The sequence below is a fragment of the Streptomyces mayteni genome, from assembly GCF_054783955.1.
The window spans coordinates 1-15268 of sequence record NZ_BAAGPR010000064.1 but is presented as its reverse complement, the minus strand read 5'-3'; the positions used below and the strand labels follow the sequence as shown (position 1 = coordinate 15268).

The 15268-nt window shown below is 74.8% G+C and carries 15 protein-coding genes and 1 riboswitch; of the genes, 2 read left to right on the top strand and 13 right to left on the bottom strand.

What is annotated here, in order from left to right; genetic code table 11:
• Positions 1-16: 16 nt before the first annotated feature.
• From ribH to ACYVPE_RS25115, 6 genes are all read right to left on the bottom strand, one after another.
• Complete coding sequence (ribH, locus tag ACYVPE_RS25140) at positions 17-505, bottom strand: 6,7-dimethyl-8-ribityllumazine synthase (protein WP_461035977.1); 489 nt, start codon at positions 503-505, stop codon at positions 17-19.
• Positions 506-533: 28 nt separating this feature from the next.
• Positions 534-1832, bottom strand: coding sequence for a bifunctional 3,4-dihydroxy-2-butanone-4-phosphate synthase/GTP cyclohydrolase II (locus ACYVPE_RS25135; RefSeq protein WP_461036003.1), 1299 nt, complete (start codon positions 1830-1832; stop codon positions 534-536).
• Between the two features lie 2 nt (positions 1833-1834).
• On the bottom strand, positions 1835-2500 hold the full coding sequence (locus ACYVPE_RS25130) for a nicotinamide mononucleotide transporter family protein (protein WP_461035976.1): 666 nt from the start codon (positions 2498-2500) through the stop codon (positions 1835-1837).
• Positions 2497-3102: a riboflavin synthase gene (locus ACYVPE_RS25125; RefSeq protein WP_461035975.1), complete on the bottom strand. Its 606-nt coding sequence runs from the start codon at positions 3100-3102 to the stop codon at positions 2497-2499. The genes ACYVPE_RS25130 and ACYVPE_RS25125 overlap by 4 nt, the downstream gene beginning before the upstream one ends.
• Positions 3103-4200 (bottom strand): bifunctional diaminohydroxyphosphoribosylaminopyrimidine deaminase/5-amino-6-(5-phosphoribosylamino)uracil reductase RibD, encoded by a 1098-nt coding sequence (ribD, locus tag ACYVPE_RS25120; RefSeq protein WP_461036002.1) that lies wholly within the window; start codon positions 4198-4200, stop codon positions 3103-3105.
• A 174-nt stretch (positions 4201-4374) separates the two neighbouring features.
• Positions 4375-4505: riboswitch (FMN riboswitch) on the bottom strand.
• Between the two features lie 84 nt (positions 4506-4589).
• Positions 4590-5780 carry an ROK family transcriptional regulator gene (locus tag ACYVPE_RS25115; RefSeq protein ID WP_461035974.1) on the bottom strand — a complete coding sequence of 397 codons (1191 nt, stop codon included), beginning with the start codon at positions 5778-5780 and terminating at the stop codon, positions 4590-4592.
• Between the two features lie 156 nt (positions 5781-5936).
• Between ACYVPE_RS25115 and ACYVPE_RS25110 the strand changes: the two genes are divergently transcribed.
• Complete coding sequence (locus ACYVPE_RS25110; protein WP_461036001.1) at positions 5937-7175, top strand: MFS transporter; 1239 nt, start codon at positions 5937-5939, stop codon at positions 7173-7175.
• A gap of 72 nt (positions 7176-7247) precedes the next feature.
• On the opposite strand, the gene ACYVPE_RS25105 is transcribed toward ACYVPE_RS25110, so the two are convergent.
• From ACYVPE_RS25105 to fmt, 7 genes are all read right to left on the bottom strand, one after another.
• On the bottom strand, positions 7248-7703 hold the full coding sequence (locus tag ACYVPE_RS25105; protein WP_461035973.1) for a phospholipase: 456 nt from the start codon (positions 7701-7703) through the stop codon (positions 7248-7250).
• A gap of 151 nt (positions 7704-7854) precedes the next feature.
• Positions 7855-8559 (bottom strand): class I SAM-dependent methyltransferase, encoded by a 705-nt coding sequence (locus ACYVPE_RS25100; RefSeq protein WP_461035972.1) that lies wholly within the window; start codon positions 8557-8559, stop codon positions 7855-7857.
• Positions 8560-8631: 72 nt separating this feature from the next.
• Positions 8632-10071: a GuaB1 family IMP dehydrogenase-related protein gene (locus ACYVPE_RS25095; RefSeq protein ID WP_461035971.1), complete on the bottom strand. Its 1440-nt coding sequence runs from the start codon at positions 10069-10071 to the stop codon at positions 8632-8634.
• A 202-nt stretch (positions 10072-10273) separates the two neighbouring features.
• Entirely contained in the window at positions 10274-11263 is a 990-nt protein-coding gene (locus ACYVPE_RS25090) for a sugar-binding transcriptional regulator (RefSeq protein ID WP_461035970.1), read from the bottom strand.
• A gap of 163 nt (positions 11264-11426) precedes the next feature.
• Complete coding sequence (gene rpe, locus ACYVPE_RS25085) at positions 11427-12110, bottom strand: ribulose-phosphate 3-epimerase (RefSeq protein ID WP_461035969.1); 684 nt, start codon at positions 12108-12110, stop codon at positions 11427-11429.
• 56 nt (positions 12111-12166) lie between these two features.
• Positions 12167-13591 carry an RsmB/NOP family class I SAM-dependent RNA methyltransferase gene (locus tag ACYVPE_RS25080; RefSeq protein WP_461035968.1) on the bottom strand — a complete coding sequence of 475 codons (1425 nt, stop codon included), beginning with the start codon at positions 13589-13591 and terminating at the stop codon, positions 12167-12169.
• Between the two features lie 68 nt (positions 13592-13659).
• Entirely contained in the window at positions 13660-14610 is a 951-nt protein-coding gene (gene fmt / locus ACYVPE_RS25075; RefSeq protein ID WP_461035967.1) for a methionyl-tRNA formyltransferase, read from the bottom strand.
• Between the two features lie 252 nt (positions 14611-14862).
• Here fmt and ACYVPE_RS25070 point away from each other — a divergent pair.
• Positions 14863-15268, top strand: a 406-nt coding sequence (locus tag ACYVPE_RS25070) for a hypothetical protein (RefSeq protein ID WP_461035966.1), incomplete at its 3' end; no start/stop codon positions are given.

The following is a 15268-nucleotide window of genomic DNA, read 5'->3' as shown; positions in this document are numbered from 1 at the left end:
ACGGCGTGGCGGAGGGTCAGCCGCGCCGGGGTCGGGGAACCGCACGGAGGGTGGTGGCGGCGGCCACGGCGGCGGTGGCGGCCTCGTGTCCCTTGTCCTCCGAGGAGCCTGGCAGCCCGGCGCGGGCCACGGCCTGCTCCTCGGTGTCGCAGGTGAGCACGCCGAAGCCGACCGGGATGGCGTGGCCGACGCTGACCTGGGTGAGGCCCTGGGTGACGCCCTGGCAGACGTAGTCGAAGTGCGGAGTGCCGCCGCGGATGACGACGCCGAGCGCGACCACCGCGTCGTAGCCGCTCTTGGCCAGGGACTCGGCAGCGAAGGGCAGTTCGAAGCTGCCGGGCACCCGGACCACGGCCGGTTCCGGCACGCCGAGCTCCTTCAGGGCGCGCAGCGCGCCGGACAGCAGCCCGTCCATCACTGTCTGGTGCCACTGGGCGGCGACCACCGCGACCCGCAGGTCGGTGTCGCCGGTCACGGTCAGCTCGGGGGCTCCCTTGCCGCTCACGTTCTTTCCTCCTGGTGCTGGTTACGGGTTACTGGTTGACGCAGGACGAGCCGGGGCCCTGGTCGAGCCACGGCAGGTCGTGGCCCATCCGGTCCCGCTTGGTCCGCAGGTAGCGCAGGTTGTGCTCGTTCGGGGGCACCGGCATCGACTCGCGCCCGGCGACCCGCAGGCCGTGCCGTTCCAGCGCGGTGACCTTCTCCGGGTTGTTGGTCAGCAGCCGCAGCGAGCGGACGCCGAGGTCGGCCAGGATGCGGGCGCCGACCGCGTAGTCGCGGGCGTCCGCGGGCAGCCCGAGCTCCAGGTTGGCGTCCAGGGTGTCCCGGCCGGCCTCCTGGAGCTGGTAGGCGCGCAGCTTGGACAGCAGCCCGATGCCGCGGCCCTCGTGACCGCGCAGGTAGAGCAGCACGCCGCGGCCCTCGGCCTGGATCCGGTTCATCGCGGCGTCCTTCTGGGGGCCGCAGTCGCAGCGCTGGGAGCCGAGGACGTCGCCGGTGAGGCACTCGGAGTGGACCCGGACGAGCACGTCCTCGCCGTCGCCCAACTCGCCGACGACCAGGGCGACGTGCTCGGCGCCGTCCGCCGCGGAGCGGTAGCCGTGGAGGCGGAACTCGCCGTGCGCGGTGGGCAGGGTGACCTCGGCCTCGCGGCGCACGGTGGGGCCGGCCTCCTCGCCGGCGGCGCGCCGGTAGGCGATCAGGTCCTCGATGGAGATGATCGGCAGGCCGTGCCGGCGGGCGAAGCGCCGCAGCGCGGGCAGCCTGAGCATGGTGCCGTCCTCGGCGGCGATCTCGCAGATCGCGGCGGCCGGGCGCAGCCCGGCGAGCCTGGCGAGGTCGACGGCGGCCTCGGTGTGGCCGTTGCGCACCAGCACGCCGCCGGTGCGGGCGCGCAGCGGGAAGACGTGTCCGGGGCGGGCGAGGTCGGCGGGGACGGCGGCCGGGTCGGCGAGCAGCCGGATGGTGGTGGCACGGTCGGCGGCCGAGATGCCAGTGCCGACGCCGTGCGCCGCGGTGGCGTCGACCGAGACGGTGAAGGCGGTGGCCATCGACTCGGTGTTCTTCTCGACCATCTGCCCGAGTTCGAGCCGGTCCAGGTCCTCGGGCTCCATGGGCACGCAGACCAGGCCGCGGCACTCGCTCATCATGAAGGCGACGATCTCGGGGGTGATCAGCTCGGCCGCGACGACCAGGTCGCCCTCGTTCTCGCGGTCGGCGCGGTCGACGACCACCACGGGGCGGCCGAGCGCGATGTCGGCGACGGCGCGCTCGATCGGGTCCAGGACGAGTTCGGGATCGGCGCCGGCCTCGTGGGCGCGGGTCTGTGGCACGGTCACGCGGGTGCTCCTTCCAGGACGGTTCCGCCCCGCACGTCGCGGGAGCGGGAGCTGAGCCACCAGGCCCGCATGCCCCACAGGACGAGGACGAGATAGACGACGTAGACCAGGCCGGAGAAGGGCAGGCCGCTGTCGAAGGCCAGCGGGACGCCGACCAGGTCGACCAGCAGCCAGGCGAACCAGAACTCCACCAGGCCACGGGCCTGGGCGACCATGGCGACGAGGGTGCCGACGAAGATGTAGGCGTCCGGCCAGGGGTTCCAGGACAGCTCGGGGAAGGCGGTGAAGACGCCGCCGACGGCGAGGGTGCCGATGGCGGCGCCGGCCGCCAGCGCGCCGCGCTCCCGCCAGGAGGCGAAGCGGACCGTGATCCGCCCCTCTTCGGTGCCGTGCCGGCCGAGCTGCCACTGCCGCCAGCCCCACAGGGCGACGGTGATGACCAGGAGTTGCTTGCCCACTCCCCCGCTGAGCTGGGCGGAGGCGTAGGCGGCGATCAGGATGAGGCCGGAGAGGAACTGGACGGGCCAGGTGAGGATGGAGCGGCGCCAGCCGAGGGCGAGGGCGGCGAGCCCGGCCAGGTTGCCGACCATGTCGGACCAGATGACGTGCTGGCCGAAGGCGGTGAAGGCGGTGCTGTTGAGCTGGTCGACGAGACCGCTCATCGGGTCCTCACCTCCCGGTGGCCGAGCAGCCGCTCGACGTACTTGCCGACGACGTCGACCTCGAGGTTGACCCGGTCGCCCGGGCGCTTGGCGCCGAGGGTGGTGAGGTCGAGGGTGGTGGGGATCAGCCCGAGCGAGAAGCGTTCTTCGCCGGCCTCGACCACGGTGAGGCTGACGCCGTCGACGGTGATGGAGCCCTTGTCGACCACGTAGCGGGCGAGTTCGGCGGGCAGCGAGAAGGTGACGAGGTCCCAGTGGTCGCCCGGGGTGCGGTCCAGGAGGGTGGCGGTGCCGTCGACGTGGCCCTGGACCAGGTGGCCGCCGAGCCGGTCGCCGAGCGCCATCGGGCGTTCCAGGTTGACCCGGTCACCGGGGGCGAGGCCGCCGATGGTGGAGCGGGAGAGGGTCTCGGCCATCACGTCGGCGGTGAACTCGCCTTCGCCCAGCTCGATCACGGTCAGGCAGACGCCGTTGACCGCGATGGAGCCGCCGTGTCCCGTGCCCTCGGTGACGACGGAGCAGCTCAGGCGCAGCCGCGCCGAGTCGCCCGCGCGGTCGAGCGCGATGACCTCACCCTGTTCTTCGACGATTCCGGTGAACACTCAGCTCTCCTTGGGGACGGGGGCGTTGACGGGAACGGCGCTGATCCGCAGGTCCTGGCCGATCCGGTCCACGTCCGTGACGCGAAGGCGCAACGCGTCCGCGATGGTGGTGATTCCCGCGCCGTTCAGTGCCTGGGGCCCGGCGCCGAGCAGGGCCGGGGCGAGGTAGCCGGTGACGCGGTCGACGAGTCCCGCGGCGGCGAAGGCGCCGGCCAGGGTGGCGCCGCCCTCCAGCAGCAGGGACCGGACGTCGCGCCGGTGGAGGGCGGTGAGCAGCGCGGTGAGGTCGAGCCCCGGGCCGTGGGCGGCGCGCGGCAGCCTGACCACCTCGGCGTGGCCGTCGAGGTGGGCGGTGGCCGTGGGCGGGGTGTCGTCGGCGACGGCGACCAGGGTCGCGGCCGTGCCGTCGAGGACGCGGGCGCCAGGCGGCACGGCGGTGCCGGTGGTGTCGAGGACGACCCGCAGCGGCTGGCGGGCGCCGGGGATGCCGCGGACGGCGAGGTGGGGGTCGTCCGCGCGGGCGGTGCCGGCGCCGACGAGCACGGCGTCGGAGGCGGCGCGCAGCCGGTGCACGTCGGCGCGGGCCTCGGCCGAGGTGATCCAGCGGCTGGTGCCGTCGGCGGCGGCCGTCCGGCCGTCGAGGGTGGCGGCGTACTTCCAGTGCACGTGGGGGCGGCCGTGCCGGACGGCGGTGAGCCAGGCGGCGTTGCCCTCGGCCGCCTCGGCGCCGAGCGGCCCGGTGGCGGCGTCGACGTCGACGCCGGCGGCGGCGAAGCCGGCGGCCCCGCCGGCGGCCTGGGGGTTGGGGTCGGCGACGGCGTAGACGACGCGGGCGACGCCGGCGGCGATCAGGGCCTCGGCGCAGGGCCCGGTGCGGCCGGTGTGGGCGCAGGGCTCCAGGGTGACGACGGCGGTGCCGCCGCGCGCGCCCGGCCCGGCGGCGGCCAGCGCGTCGACCTCGGCGTGCGGGCCGCCGGCTCGCTGGTGCCAGCCCTCGCCCACGGGGCGTCCCGTGGCGTCGAGGACGACGCAGCCGACGACGGGGTTGGGGCTGGTGTTGCCGAGGCCGCGGGCGGCGAGTTCGATGGCGCGGCGCATCGCGTCGGCCTCACGGGCCTCGCGTGCTGCGGCTGCGGGGGCGGCCACCGGATCCTCCTGCCTCTTCGGGCACGGTTCCGGGGCTGCGGGACGTCATAACGGACACGGGGGCGGGGACATGCCACGGCCGGTCTCATGGACCGACGGCCACGGCGTGCGCCGCGCACCGCTCCGCCACGCACTGCCTCCCATCCGGACTTTAACCGTCGGTCCAGGAATTCCACCTGGTCAACCGGCCGCTGGCAGCGGACGGGTCGCGGACTATAACCGCCGGTTCGGAGTTTCACCGACCCCGGAGTGCGTTGTGTCGCTGGTACGCCCACCAGTCTGCCACGGTCGGCGGTGGATCATGCCGGGCTGTGGGCCGGCTCACAGCTCCCGGAGCGCGCTCACCGGATGAGGTCGGGCCCGAACAGGTCGCGGCGGGCGGCGTCGAGCGCGGTGACCAGGGCGCCGGCGAGGACCGGGCTGCCGGTCACGGTGGCCGGCCTGACCTCGGTGTCCAGCGGGGAGACGGCGCGCAGCCGGGCGGCGACGCGGTCGGCGAGCGGCCGGCCGCCGGCGCGCCCGATCTCGCCGCCGAGCACCACGCAGCCGGGGTCGATGACGGCGGCCACGCCGGCGATGGCGATGGCGACGCGCTCGGCCAGGGCGGTCAGGAACGCACCGGCGGCGCCGGCGGGTTCGGCGACGGCGGCGCGCTCCACGGCCTCGGCGGCGGGGGCGTCGCTCGCGGCGTCGACCGGCAGCCCGTGCTCGACGGCGAGGGCGCGGACCGCCGCGCTCGACCCGAGGGCGTGGAAGCCGCCTTCGCAGTCGGCCGCGGAGGGCAGGCCGCCGGTGCCCGGCACCGGCAGGAAGCCGAGCTCGCCCGCGCCGCCCGAGGCGCCGCGGCGCAGCGCGCCGTCCAACACCACGGCGGCGCCGACCCCGTGGCCGAGCCAGACCAGCACGAAGCTGTCCAGGTCCGCCACGGAGCCGTGCCGGTGCTCAGCGATGCCGGCCAGGTTGACCTCGTTCTCCAGCAGCACGGGGCCCTCCTGCCGGGCGCGCAGCGCCGCGAGGAGTTCGGCGTGCCAGCCGGGCAGCGAGCCGGTGGGCCGCAGCGCGCCGGTGGCGGGGTCGACGAGGCCGGGGGCGCCCATGACCGCGGTGTGCGGGGCGTCGATGCCGGCCGCGTCGAGGGCCAGGTCGAGGGCGTCGAGGATGGCGGCGACCGTGCCGCCGGTCCCGGTCGGGACGGGCAGCCGCTGCTCGGCGACGGTCCGGCCGGTGAGGTCGGCAAGCGCGAAGGCGACCGAGCCGGTGCGGACGTCGAGCGCGGCGACGTGGGCCCGCTCCGCCACCAGGCCGTAGAGCCGGGCCTTGGGGCCGCGCCGCTCCTCCCCCGCCTCGCCGACGACGGTGACCAGGCCGTCCCGACCGAGCCTGCCGAGCAGGTCGGCGACGCTGGGCCTGGAGAGGCCGGTGAGCTCGCGCAGCCGGGCCGCGGTCAGCGGGCCCTCGGCGGCCAACAGGTCAAGGGCGATGCGGTCGTTGATGGCGCGGGCCGTCCTCGGCGTCGCGGTGCGGGCGGTCATGTGGTGATCCTCGCAGAGTGGGCGGGCGGCGGGGTTCTCCGGTGGGCTTTTCTATCAGGAAGGCTTCCTGATAGTTTACGGAAGGCCCGCGTCCCGGGCCGAGCCGTCCCCGGCACACCCGAGAGAGACCACGAGAGACGCGGGCGCCCCATGTCGATGTCGCACCCCCCGATAGCCGATCAGGACCGGATCCGCCGGGCCCGGCGGTCCGTCAGCGTCGTCTTCGCGCTGCACGGCGCGGTGGCCGGGAGCTTCGCCACCCGCATCCCCTGGCTCAAGGACCATCTCGACCTCACCACCCTCCAGTTGGGGCTGGCGCTGGCCTTCCCCGCGCTCGGCGCCGCGCTGACCATGCCGCTGGCCAGCGGCGTGATGCACCGGTTCGGGGCCCGCACCGCGGTCCGCGGCCTGCTGATGCTGTGGACCGCGGCGCTGGCGCTGCCCATGCTGGCGCCCGGCACCGTGGCGCTGTGCGGGCTGCTCTTCGTCTACGGCGCGTCGTCCGGCATGGCCGACGTGGTGATGAACGCGCAGGGCGTGGACGTGGAGCGCGAGCACGGCCGGTCGATCATGTCCGGACTGCACGGCATGTGGTCGGTGGGCGCGCTGCTCGGCTCCGCGGTCGGGGTCGGCGCGGTCTCCCTGGAGATCGACGCCCGAATCCATCTGCCGCTGGTGGCACTGGCGTTGACGGTGGTCGCGCTACCGGTCTGCCGGGGCCTGCTCGACGTGCGGGCCAGGCCGGACGAGGACCCGCCGCCCCGGTTCGCGCTGCCGCCGCGCTCCGCGCTGCTGATCGGCGCGGTGGGGATGTGCGCGATCCTCGCCGAGGGCGGCAGCATGGACTGGTCGGGCGTCTACCTGCGCGACCTCGCCGGCGCCTCGGACGCGGTCGCCGCGGCCAGCTACACGGCGTTCGCCTGCACCATGGCCGCCGCCCGGCTGGCCGGGGACGCGGCGGTGCGGCGGATGGGCCCGGTGCGCACGGTCCGGATCAGCGGGGTGCTCGCGCTGATCGGCGGGGCGCTGGTGGTGACGGCCCGCGTCCCGGCCCAGGGGATCGCCGGGTTCGCGCTGCTCGGGGTCGGCATCGCGGTGGTGATCCCGCTGGCCTTCGCGGCCGCCGGGCGCAGCGGCCCCAACCCGAGCCAGGCCATCGCGGGCGTGGCCACGGTCACCTACACGACCGGGCTCATCGCGCCGACCCTGATCGGCATGATCGGCGAGATCGGCTCGCTGCGCGCCTCGTTCGGCCTGGTCACGCTCTCGCTCACGGTGCTGGTGCTCGGCGCCGGGGTCCTCGGCGGGCGCTCGCCCCGGGAGCCGGTGGCCTCGGACCCGGCCACGGCGCGCCTCGGCCGACGGACCGCCCCCGACCGGAACGACGCCGGCTAGAACTCGCCGTCCGACCGCCGGGAAATCCGCGTAAAAGGGGACCCCCGGCACGCGGCCGGGGGTCCCTTCGGCTCAGCCGAAGGCGCGGACGGCCTGGTAGTACGTCCAGGCCAGCGCGTCGCAGGAGGCGCCGCTGGCGCCCGAGTAGTTGTCGCAGACCCGCTGCAGGTCGCTGTAGAAGGCGCTGTCGAGCCGCGCCTTGTTGGCGTCGAAGGTGCCCTGGGCCTTGTAGTTCCGGTACCCGAAGTCGTGCCGCGCGCACGCCGTCTGGAACGGGAAGCCGAAGGGGTTGTCGGGGGAGCTCGAGCAGTAGTCCGTGCTCCAGTCGAAGCCGTAGGAGGACCAGGCCCCCTGGTTGTTACGCGCCGACAGCCAGGTGTTGTAGCTGCTCGCACTGGTCTGCGTCCAGCTGGAGAGCACCTGGGGCTTGTCGGCCGGAGCCGCGGTGGCTGGGGCCGCGGAGACGGCCACGGCGCCCAGGGTGAGCACCACCGCGGACAGGGCCTTGGCGAACCGACGACGAAGCATTTACGTCCTCCGGAATCTGACGACACGCCACGAGGGCGTGCCGGTGGGGGGGTTCCGGAGGATCAAGTTACGGGCCGGTAGCGTCTCGCTCAAGCCCTCGTGCGTGCACTGTAGTTGACCAACGGGGGAATTCCGGGCGGGCGGGGCGCGCTCAGACGGGCCGGGCGCGCACCCAGGTGCCGTCCTCGGTCAGCACGTCCTCCACCGCGAGGTCGGCCCTGGCCAGCGCGGCCGCGAACGACTTCTCGGTGTAGCGGTGGGAGAGGAACCGCTGGGTCCACCTGGCGTCGTCGTACTCGTACTCCACCAGGATCGACGAGGTGTCCTCGTCCACCGGTTCGGCCGAGGCCACCCGGGTGACGCCGTGTTCGGTGCGCGACTCGCGCGGCACCCTGACGTGCCAGTCCGCGCCCTCGCGCTGGATCAGCACCCGGCCGTCGTCGGCGACATGGCGCCGGCAGGCCCGCAGGATCCCGGCGCGCACCGCCGGATCGCCGGCGTGCACCAGGAACGAAGCCAGCAGCACGACGTCGAACCGCTCGCCGCCCAGGTCGAGCCCCTCGATCGTGGAGCGGATCGTGCGGACCCCGGTCACGTGCGCCAGCATCTCCGGTGACTCGTCCACGGCGGTCACGGTGAACCCCCGCTCGACCAGCGGCCGGGTCAACCGGCCCACGCCGCAGCCAAGTTCGAGGAGAGTGGTGCCGAGGATGCCGGCGCCGGCCGGCACCGCGGAGGCGATGATCCCGGGCTCCTGTCCCGGGCGCAGCCGCAGCCAGTGCTCGACGGCACAGCCGTCAGGGGTGATGGCCCCGGGGCCCGTGCCGCTGTATCCCGTGCGGGTCGATTCGCTCATGGACCCATCCGAACACCCGGGCCGGGGGAAAGACCAGACCGAGTCAGGCCGGCCGCGGCCCGGGCGCCCGGGTCACTGCCAACTGGCGTGCAGCGGCTTGCCCTCCGCGTATCCGGCGGCGCTCTGCAGGCCCACCACGGCCCGCTCGGTGAACTCGGACAGGGTGGCGGCACCGGCGTAGGTGCAGGCCGAGCGGACGCCGGCGACGATCGAGTCGATCAGGTCCTCGACGCCCGGCCTGGCCGGATCCAGATACATCCGGGAGGTCGAGATCCCCTCCTCGAACAGCCCCTTGCGGGCCCGGTCGTAGGCCGAGTCCTCCACGGTGCGGCCGCGCACCGCGCGGGCCGAGGCCATGCCGAAGCTCTCCTTGTACAGCCGGCCGTCGGCGGCCTGCTGGAGGTCGCCAGGCGACTCGTAGGTGCCGGCGAACCAGGAGCCGATCATCACGTTGGAGGCGCCGGCGGCCAGCGCCATCGCCACGTCCCGCGGGTGGCGCACCCCGCCGTCCGCCCAGACGTGCTTGCCGTGCCTGGCGGCCTCGGCCGCGCACTCGAGCACCGCGGAGAACTGCGGCCGGCCCACGCCGGTCATCATCCGGGTGGTGCACATGGCGCCCGGGCCCACACCCACCTTGACGATGTCGGCGCCGGCCTCGATCAGGTCCCTGGTGCCCTCGGCGGAGACCACGTTGCCGGCCACCACCGGCACCTCGGGACGCAGCGCCCTGACCGCCCGCAGGGTGCTGATCATCGACTCCTGGTGGCCGTGCGCCGTGTCGACCACCAGCGTGTCGACGCCCGCCTCGAGCAGCGCCGCGGCCCGCCCGGCCACGTCGCCGTTGATGCCGACGGCGGCCGCGACACGCAGCCGGCCGGCGGCGTCGGTGGCCGGGGTGTAGAGCGTGGCGCGCAGCGCGCCCTTGCGGGAGAGGATCCCGACGAGCCGCCCGTCCTCGCCGACCGCCGGCGCGATCTTGCGGTGCGCGCCGTCCAGCACGTCGAACGCCTGCTGCGGGTCCATCCCGGCGTCGAGCAGCAGCAGGTCGCGGGACATCACCTCGCCCAGCTGGGTGAACCGGTCGACGCCGCTGAGGTCGGCCTCCGTCACCACGCCCACCGGGCGACCGCCGGTGACCACCACGCCGGCGCCGTGCGCCCGCTTGGGCAGCAGCGCGAGCGCGTCGCCCACGGTCTGGGTGGGGGCCAGCACGATGGGGGTGTCGAGCACCAGGTGGCGCTGCTTGACCCAGGCGATGACGTCGGTGACCACGTCGAGCGGGATGTCCTGCGGGATGACCACCAGGCCACCCCGCCTGGACACCGTCTCGGCCATCCGGCGCCCGGCGACGGCGGTCATGTTGGCGACCACCAGCGGGATGGTGGTGCCGGTGCCGTCCGGGGTGGCCAGGTCGACGGCCTGCCGGGACCCGACCGCCGAGCGGTTCGGGACCATGAAGACGTCGTCGTAGGTCAGGTCGTACGACGGTCGGGAGTCGTTGAGGAACTTCATGCTCGCTCGCTCTCTCACCTGCTGTTGCGCGGTTCCGGCGGGTGGGGAGCTGCGGCTCCTACGTCATTATGGCCGAGATCCGCACTGACGCGCGAAGCGGGTGGCACGGCCGCGCCGTGCGACCCGGGCGGCGGCGCGCCGCCCGGGCGAGGACCCGGAGGACGGGCCAGGGCCTGTCCTTTGGGTCCTCGTGGATCAGGCCCTAGACCAGCTCGTCGGGGTCGGCGCGTTCCATGGCCGGGCGGAGTCCTGGCGGTTGGGCCAACAGCCGGTCGGCGGCCGTGGTGTCGGTGACCAGGCTGGTGACGAGCCCGGAGCGCAGCACCGCGCCGATCGCCTCCGCCTTGCCGCGGCCGCCCGCGATGGCGACCACCTCGGGGATCCGGCGCAGCCGCTCGGCCTCCACGGTGATGCACCGCTCCCCCAGGTCACGGCCGACCCGGCGGCCGTCCGAGTCGAAGAGGTGGGCCGACATCTCGGCGGCCACGCCGAGCGACGAGTAGTGCTCCCGGTCCTCCTTGTCGAGCATGTCGTGGACGGTCGAGATCCCCGGCTCCCAGGAGCCGATGGAGACCGCCGCGATCGTGACCTTGTCGAAGTACTCGAAGGCCGCCGCGATGCCCGGCTGGGCGCGCAGCGCCGCGGCCGTGGCCGGGTCGGGCAGCAGCATCGGCGCGTAGATCGGGTGCGCGTCGCCGCCGGAGACCGCGGCGGCTCGCCGCACCGCCTCCACCGAGCCGCGCTCCGACGTGCCCGCGTGGTAGACGCCGGTCAGCTGCACCACCGTGCAGGGCGGCAACTCGCGCAGCGCCTGCGCCATGTGGATCGTCGAGCGCCCCCAGGCGAGCCCGAGCACGTCCCCCTCGGCCACCAGCTCACCGAGCAACTCGGCGGCGACCTCGCCCAGATGCTCCGGGTCGGGCGAGTCGTCCGCGTCGTCGGACGGCGACTCGGCGACCACCACGTGCCGCAGACCGAAACGGGCCCGCAGGGCGTCCGAGCGCTCGGCGTCCAACTCGGCGGGAACCCGGATCTCGATGCGCACCAGGTCGTGCTCCACGGCCGACTCCAGCACGCGAGCGACCTTGAAGCGGCTGACCCCGAACTCGTCAGCGATCTGGATCTTGGACTTGCCCTCCAGATAGAAGCGGCGTGCCATGGCCGCCGCCTGCATCAGTTCGGCGGGCCCCATCCTTGTGGCTGCCCTCCCGGTCGACACCGCACTCACCTCACTGTCCTCCGGTCCGTCCCCGTCCCCGGTCACCTCTGGAGGTTCATCCTCGCAGACTCGCGGGGCCGCGAATCGCCGCTCGCGCTCAGGTGGTGGCCCGTGGAACCGGATCGACGACGGGTGTTCACCCGGACGTGGTGTGCGCCGCCGCCCGCCAGGACCGCTCCGCCTGCTCCCGCAGCGCCGCGACCGCCGCGGCCGGGTCGTCCGCGCTGTACACGGCCGAACCGGCGACGAAGACGTCGGCGCCGGCCTCGGCGCAGCGCTCGATGGTGGCGGCCGAGACGCCGCCGTCGACCTGGAGCCAGAGCGAGAGGCCGTGGCACTCGATCAGCTTCCTGGTGCGGCGGATCTTGGGCAGCATGATGTCGAGGAACGCCTGGCCGCCGAAGCCCGGCTCCACCGTCATGACCAGCAGCATGTCGAGCTCGGGCAGCAGGTCCTCGTAGGGCTCGATCGGGGTGGCCGGCTTCAGCGCCATCGAGGCGCGGGCGCCCAGGGCCCTGATCTCCCTGGCGAGCCTGACGGGCGCGGCCGCCGCCTCGGCGTGGAAGGTGACGGAGCCGGCCCCCGCCTCCACGTAGGCCGGGGCCCAGCGGTCCGGGTCCTCGATCATCAGGTGGCAGTCGAGCGGGATGTCGGTCGCCTTGCGCAGCGACTCGACGACCGGCACACCGAGCGTCAGGTTCGGCACGAAGTGGTTGTCCATCACGTCGACATGGAGCCAGTCGGCGCCCTCGACGGCCTTGGCCTCCTCGGCCAACCGGGCGAAGTCGGCGGACAGGATGCTCGGATTGATCTGTGCCATGGGCCCAGTATTCAGCATCGCCATCCGGCCCCCGTGGCCCGGTCGGCCGAGGGCCGCTACGCCGTGCGGCGCAGCAGCGCCAGGTACATCGCGTCGGTGCCGTGCCGGTGCGGCCAGAGCTGGATGTCGGGGCCCGGGCCGAGTTCGGGGACGCCGGGCAGCAGCGGGCGGGCGTCGATCCGCTCCACCGCGATCCCGCCCTCCCCCGCCAGGCCCTCGAGGGCGTCGGCGACGACCAGGCGGGTTTCGGCCAGATGTGGCGAGCAGGTGGCGTAGCCGACCACGCCGCCCGGCCGGACGGCGGCCAACGCGCCGCGCAGCAGCTCGCGTTGGAGCGCGACGAGGCCGTCCAGGTCCTCGGGGCGGCGGCGCCAGCGGGCCTCGGGGCGGCGGCGCAGGGCGCCGAGCCCGGTGCAGGGCACGTCGACCAGGACCCGGTCGAAGGAGCCGGGCCGCCAGGCGGGTCTCGTGCCGTCCGCGACGACCACCTGGTAGGTACCGGGACTGCCGTCGAGCACGTCCGCCACCAGGCGGGCCCGGTGCGGCTGCCGCTCGGCGGCGCCCAGGGCCGCGGCCACCTCGGCGGCCAGCGCGCCGAGCAGCGCCGCCTTGCCGCCAGGCCCGGCGCAGCCGTCGAGCCAGCGCCGGTCGGGGCCGGTCAGCGGGGCGTTGGCCAGTGCCAGGGCGACCAGCTGGCTGCCCTCGTCCTGGACTCCGGCCCGCCCCTCCTGGACGGCGGCCAGCGCCCCCGGCTCGCCGCCCTCGGTCAGCGTCACCGCGTAGGGAGACCAGCGGCCAGGCTCGGCGCCTGGCTCGGCCCCCAGTTCCTCCACCGTGGAGCGGCCGGGGCGGGCGGCCAGCGTGACCAGCGGGCGCTCGTTGTCGGCGGCCAGCAGCTGTTCGATCCCCGCCCGGTCGCCGCCGAGCGAGTCCCAGAGGGCGGAGACCACCCAGCGGGGGTGGGCGTGCGTGAGGGCCAGGTGCCGCTCGGGGTCCTCGTCGTAGGGCGGCGCGACCCGCTCCAGCCAGCCGTCGAGGTCGTGGGCGGCGACCCTGCGCAGCACGGCGTTGACGAACTTGGCGCGGCCGTCGCCGAGCACGCAGCGGGCCAGCTCGACGCTGGAGCTGACGGCGGCGTGGCTGGGGATCCGGGTGCCGAGCAGCTGGTGGACGCCGAGCGAGAGCACGTCGATCACCGGCGGGTCCACCTCGCCGAGCGGCCGGTCCACGCAGGCGGCGAGCACCGCGTCGTAGGTGCCCTGGCGGCGCAGCGTGCCGTAGACGAGTTCGGTGGCCAGGGCGGCGTCCCTGGCGTCGAACTCGCCGGCCTCCTTGGCCCTGGCGATCAGCGGCGGGAGCACCAGGTTGGCGTAGGCGCCGCGCTCGCCGACGGCGCGCAGCGCGTCGAAGGCGAGGATCCGCACCGGATCCCGCTGGGGTCGGCGGTAGGTCCTTGACGGTCGGCGCTGCCGGGTGCTCACGGGAAGGGGTGCTCCGGGTGTAGGGGGCGGGAAAGGGATGGGGACGGGAGAGTGGCCGTGTCTCCAGGCTACGGCCGCGGCGGCGCGGCCGGGCCGAGCCGCTCGCCGGGGGCGACGCGGACGCCCCTGGCCCAGTCGGCGGCGCGCATCGGCTTCTTGCCCTGTGGCTGTACCCAGGCCAGCTCGACGGCGTGCGAGCCGGTGCCGACGTGCACCGCGTGCTTCTCGGCGGCCAGCTCGCCTGGTGCCAGGTCGCCCCGGTCGGGCGTCATGGTGACCTGGCGCAGCTTCAGCCGCTCGCCGCGGAAGACCGTCCAGGCGCCGGGCGCCGGGGTGCAGGCGCGCACCTGCCGGTGCACCCGAAGCGCGGGGGCCGCCCAGTCGACCGCCGCGTCCTCGACGGTGAGCTTGGGAGCCAGGCTGACGCCCTCGGCCGGCTGCGGTTCGGCCACCAGGGCGCCGTCCTCGATGCCGTCCATGGTGTGGGCGAGCAGCCCTGAACCGGCGAGGGCCAGCCGGGTGAGCAGGTCGCCGCTGGTGTCCTCGGGGCGGATCTCCTCGGTGAGCACCCCGTAGACGGGCCCGGAGTCCAGGCCCTCCTCGATCTGGAAGGTGCAGGCGCCGGTGATCTCGTCGCCGGCGAGCACCGCGTGCTGGACGGGGGCCGCGCCGCGCCAGGCGGGCAGCAGCGAGAAGTGCAGGTTCACCCAGCCGTGCCGCGGGATGTCGAGGGCGGCTCTGGGCAGCAGCGCGCCGTACGCGACGACGGGGCAGCAGTCGGGGGCGATCTCGCGGAGCCGGTCGAGGAAGTCGGGGTCCCGGGGGCGGCGCGGGCGGAGGATCTCGACGCCGGCCTCGGCGGCGCGCTCGGCGACCGGGCTCGGCACCAGCCGCCGGCCCCGGCCGGCCGGGGCGTCGGGTCGGGTCACCACGGCCACCACCTGGTGGCGGTCCGACGCGAGCAGGGCGTCGAGGGCGGGGACGGCGACCTCGGGAGTGCCGGCGAAGACGAGCCTCATCGTGCGTGTACGACCTCTCCGTCGATGTCCGCTGCGGTGGTCGGCCACCGTGCGGCGACCGGACCGCACGAGTCTATGTTCCCCGTCGGCACGGATTTTCCGGGGCTCGGAAGTGGGTGTGCGCTGCACGGGGTTGACGATGCGCGCCGGCAGCGTGACTCCGGCGCGGGGTGGCGCGTTGTCAAGGGAGATTGACCGCAACGGGCCGCTGTTCTGGTCCGTTCCCTTGACGCCGGTTCGAGAGGCTTGTTCATGGCCGACCACGCCACCCCTGACGCTCAGGCGCGGGCCAGCCTGCATCTACTGGTGCGGGACATCGAGCGCGTCCGCCGCCAGGTGGACGCGCTGCGCACGCTCACCGCCCAGCTGGGCAACGTATACCGACCGAGACGATCTGGCCCCTCCGCCGGGTTCGTGGTCTATGGTCGCGCGCCCGCCCCCACGGTACGGCTGGCCCAGGAGCTCCGGGACAGCGTGGAGGCCCTGGTGACGGCCGCGGTGGACTTCGATCGTTCGCTCGGTTTCTCCTGGGACGCCGTGGGGTCGGCCCTCGGCGTCACCAAGCAGGCGGTGCACCGCCGTTACGGCGCCCGGCGGGCCGGCACGGGCGGCGCCGCGGGCGCCGGCGCGCAGCCGCCGCCGGCCCGCGAGCCGGTGC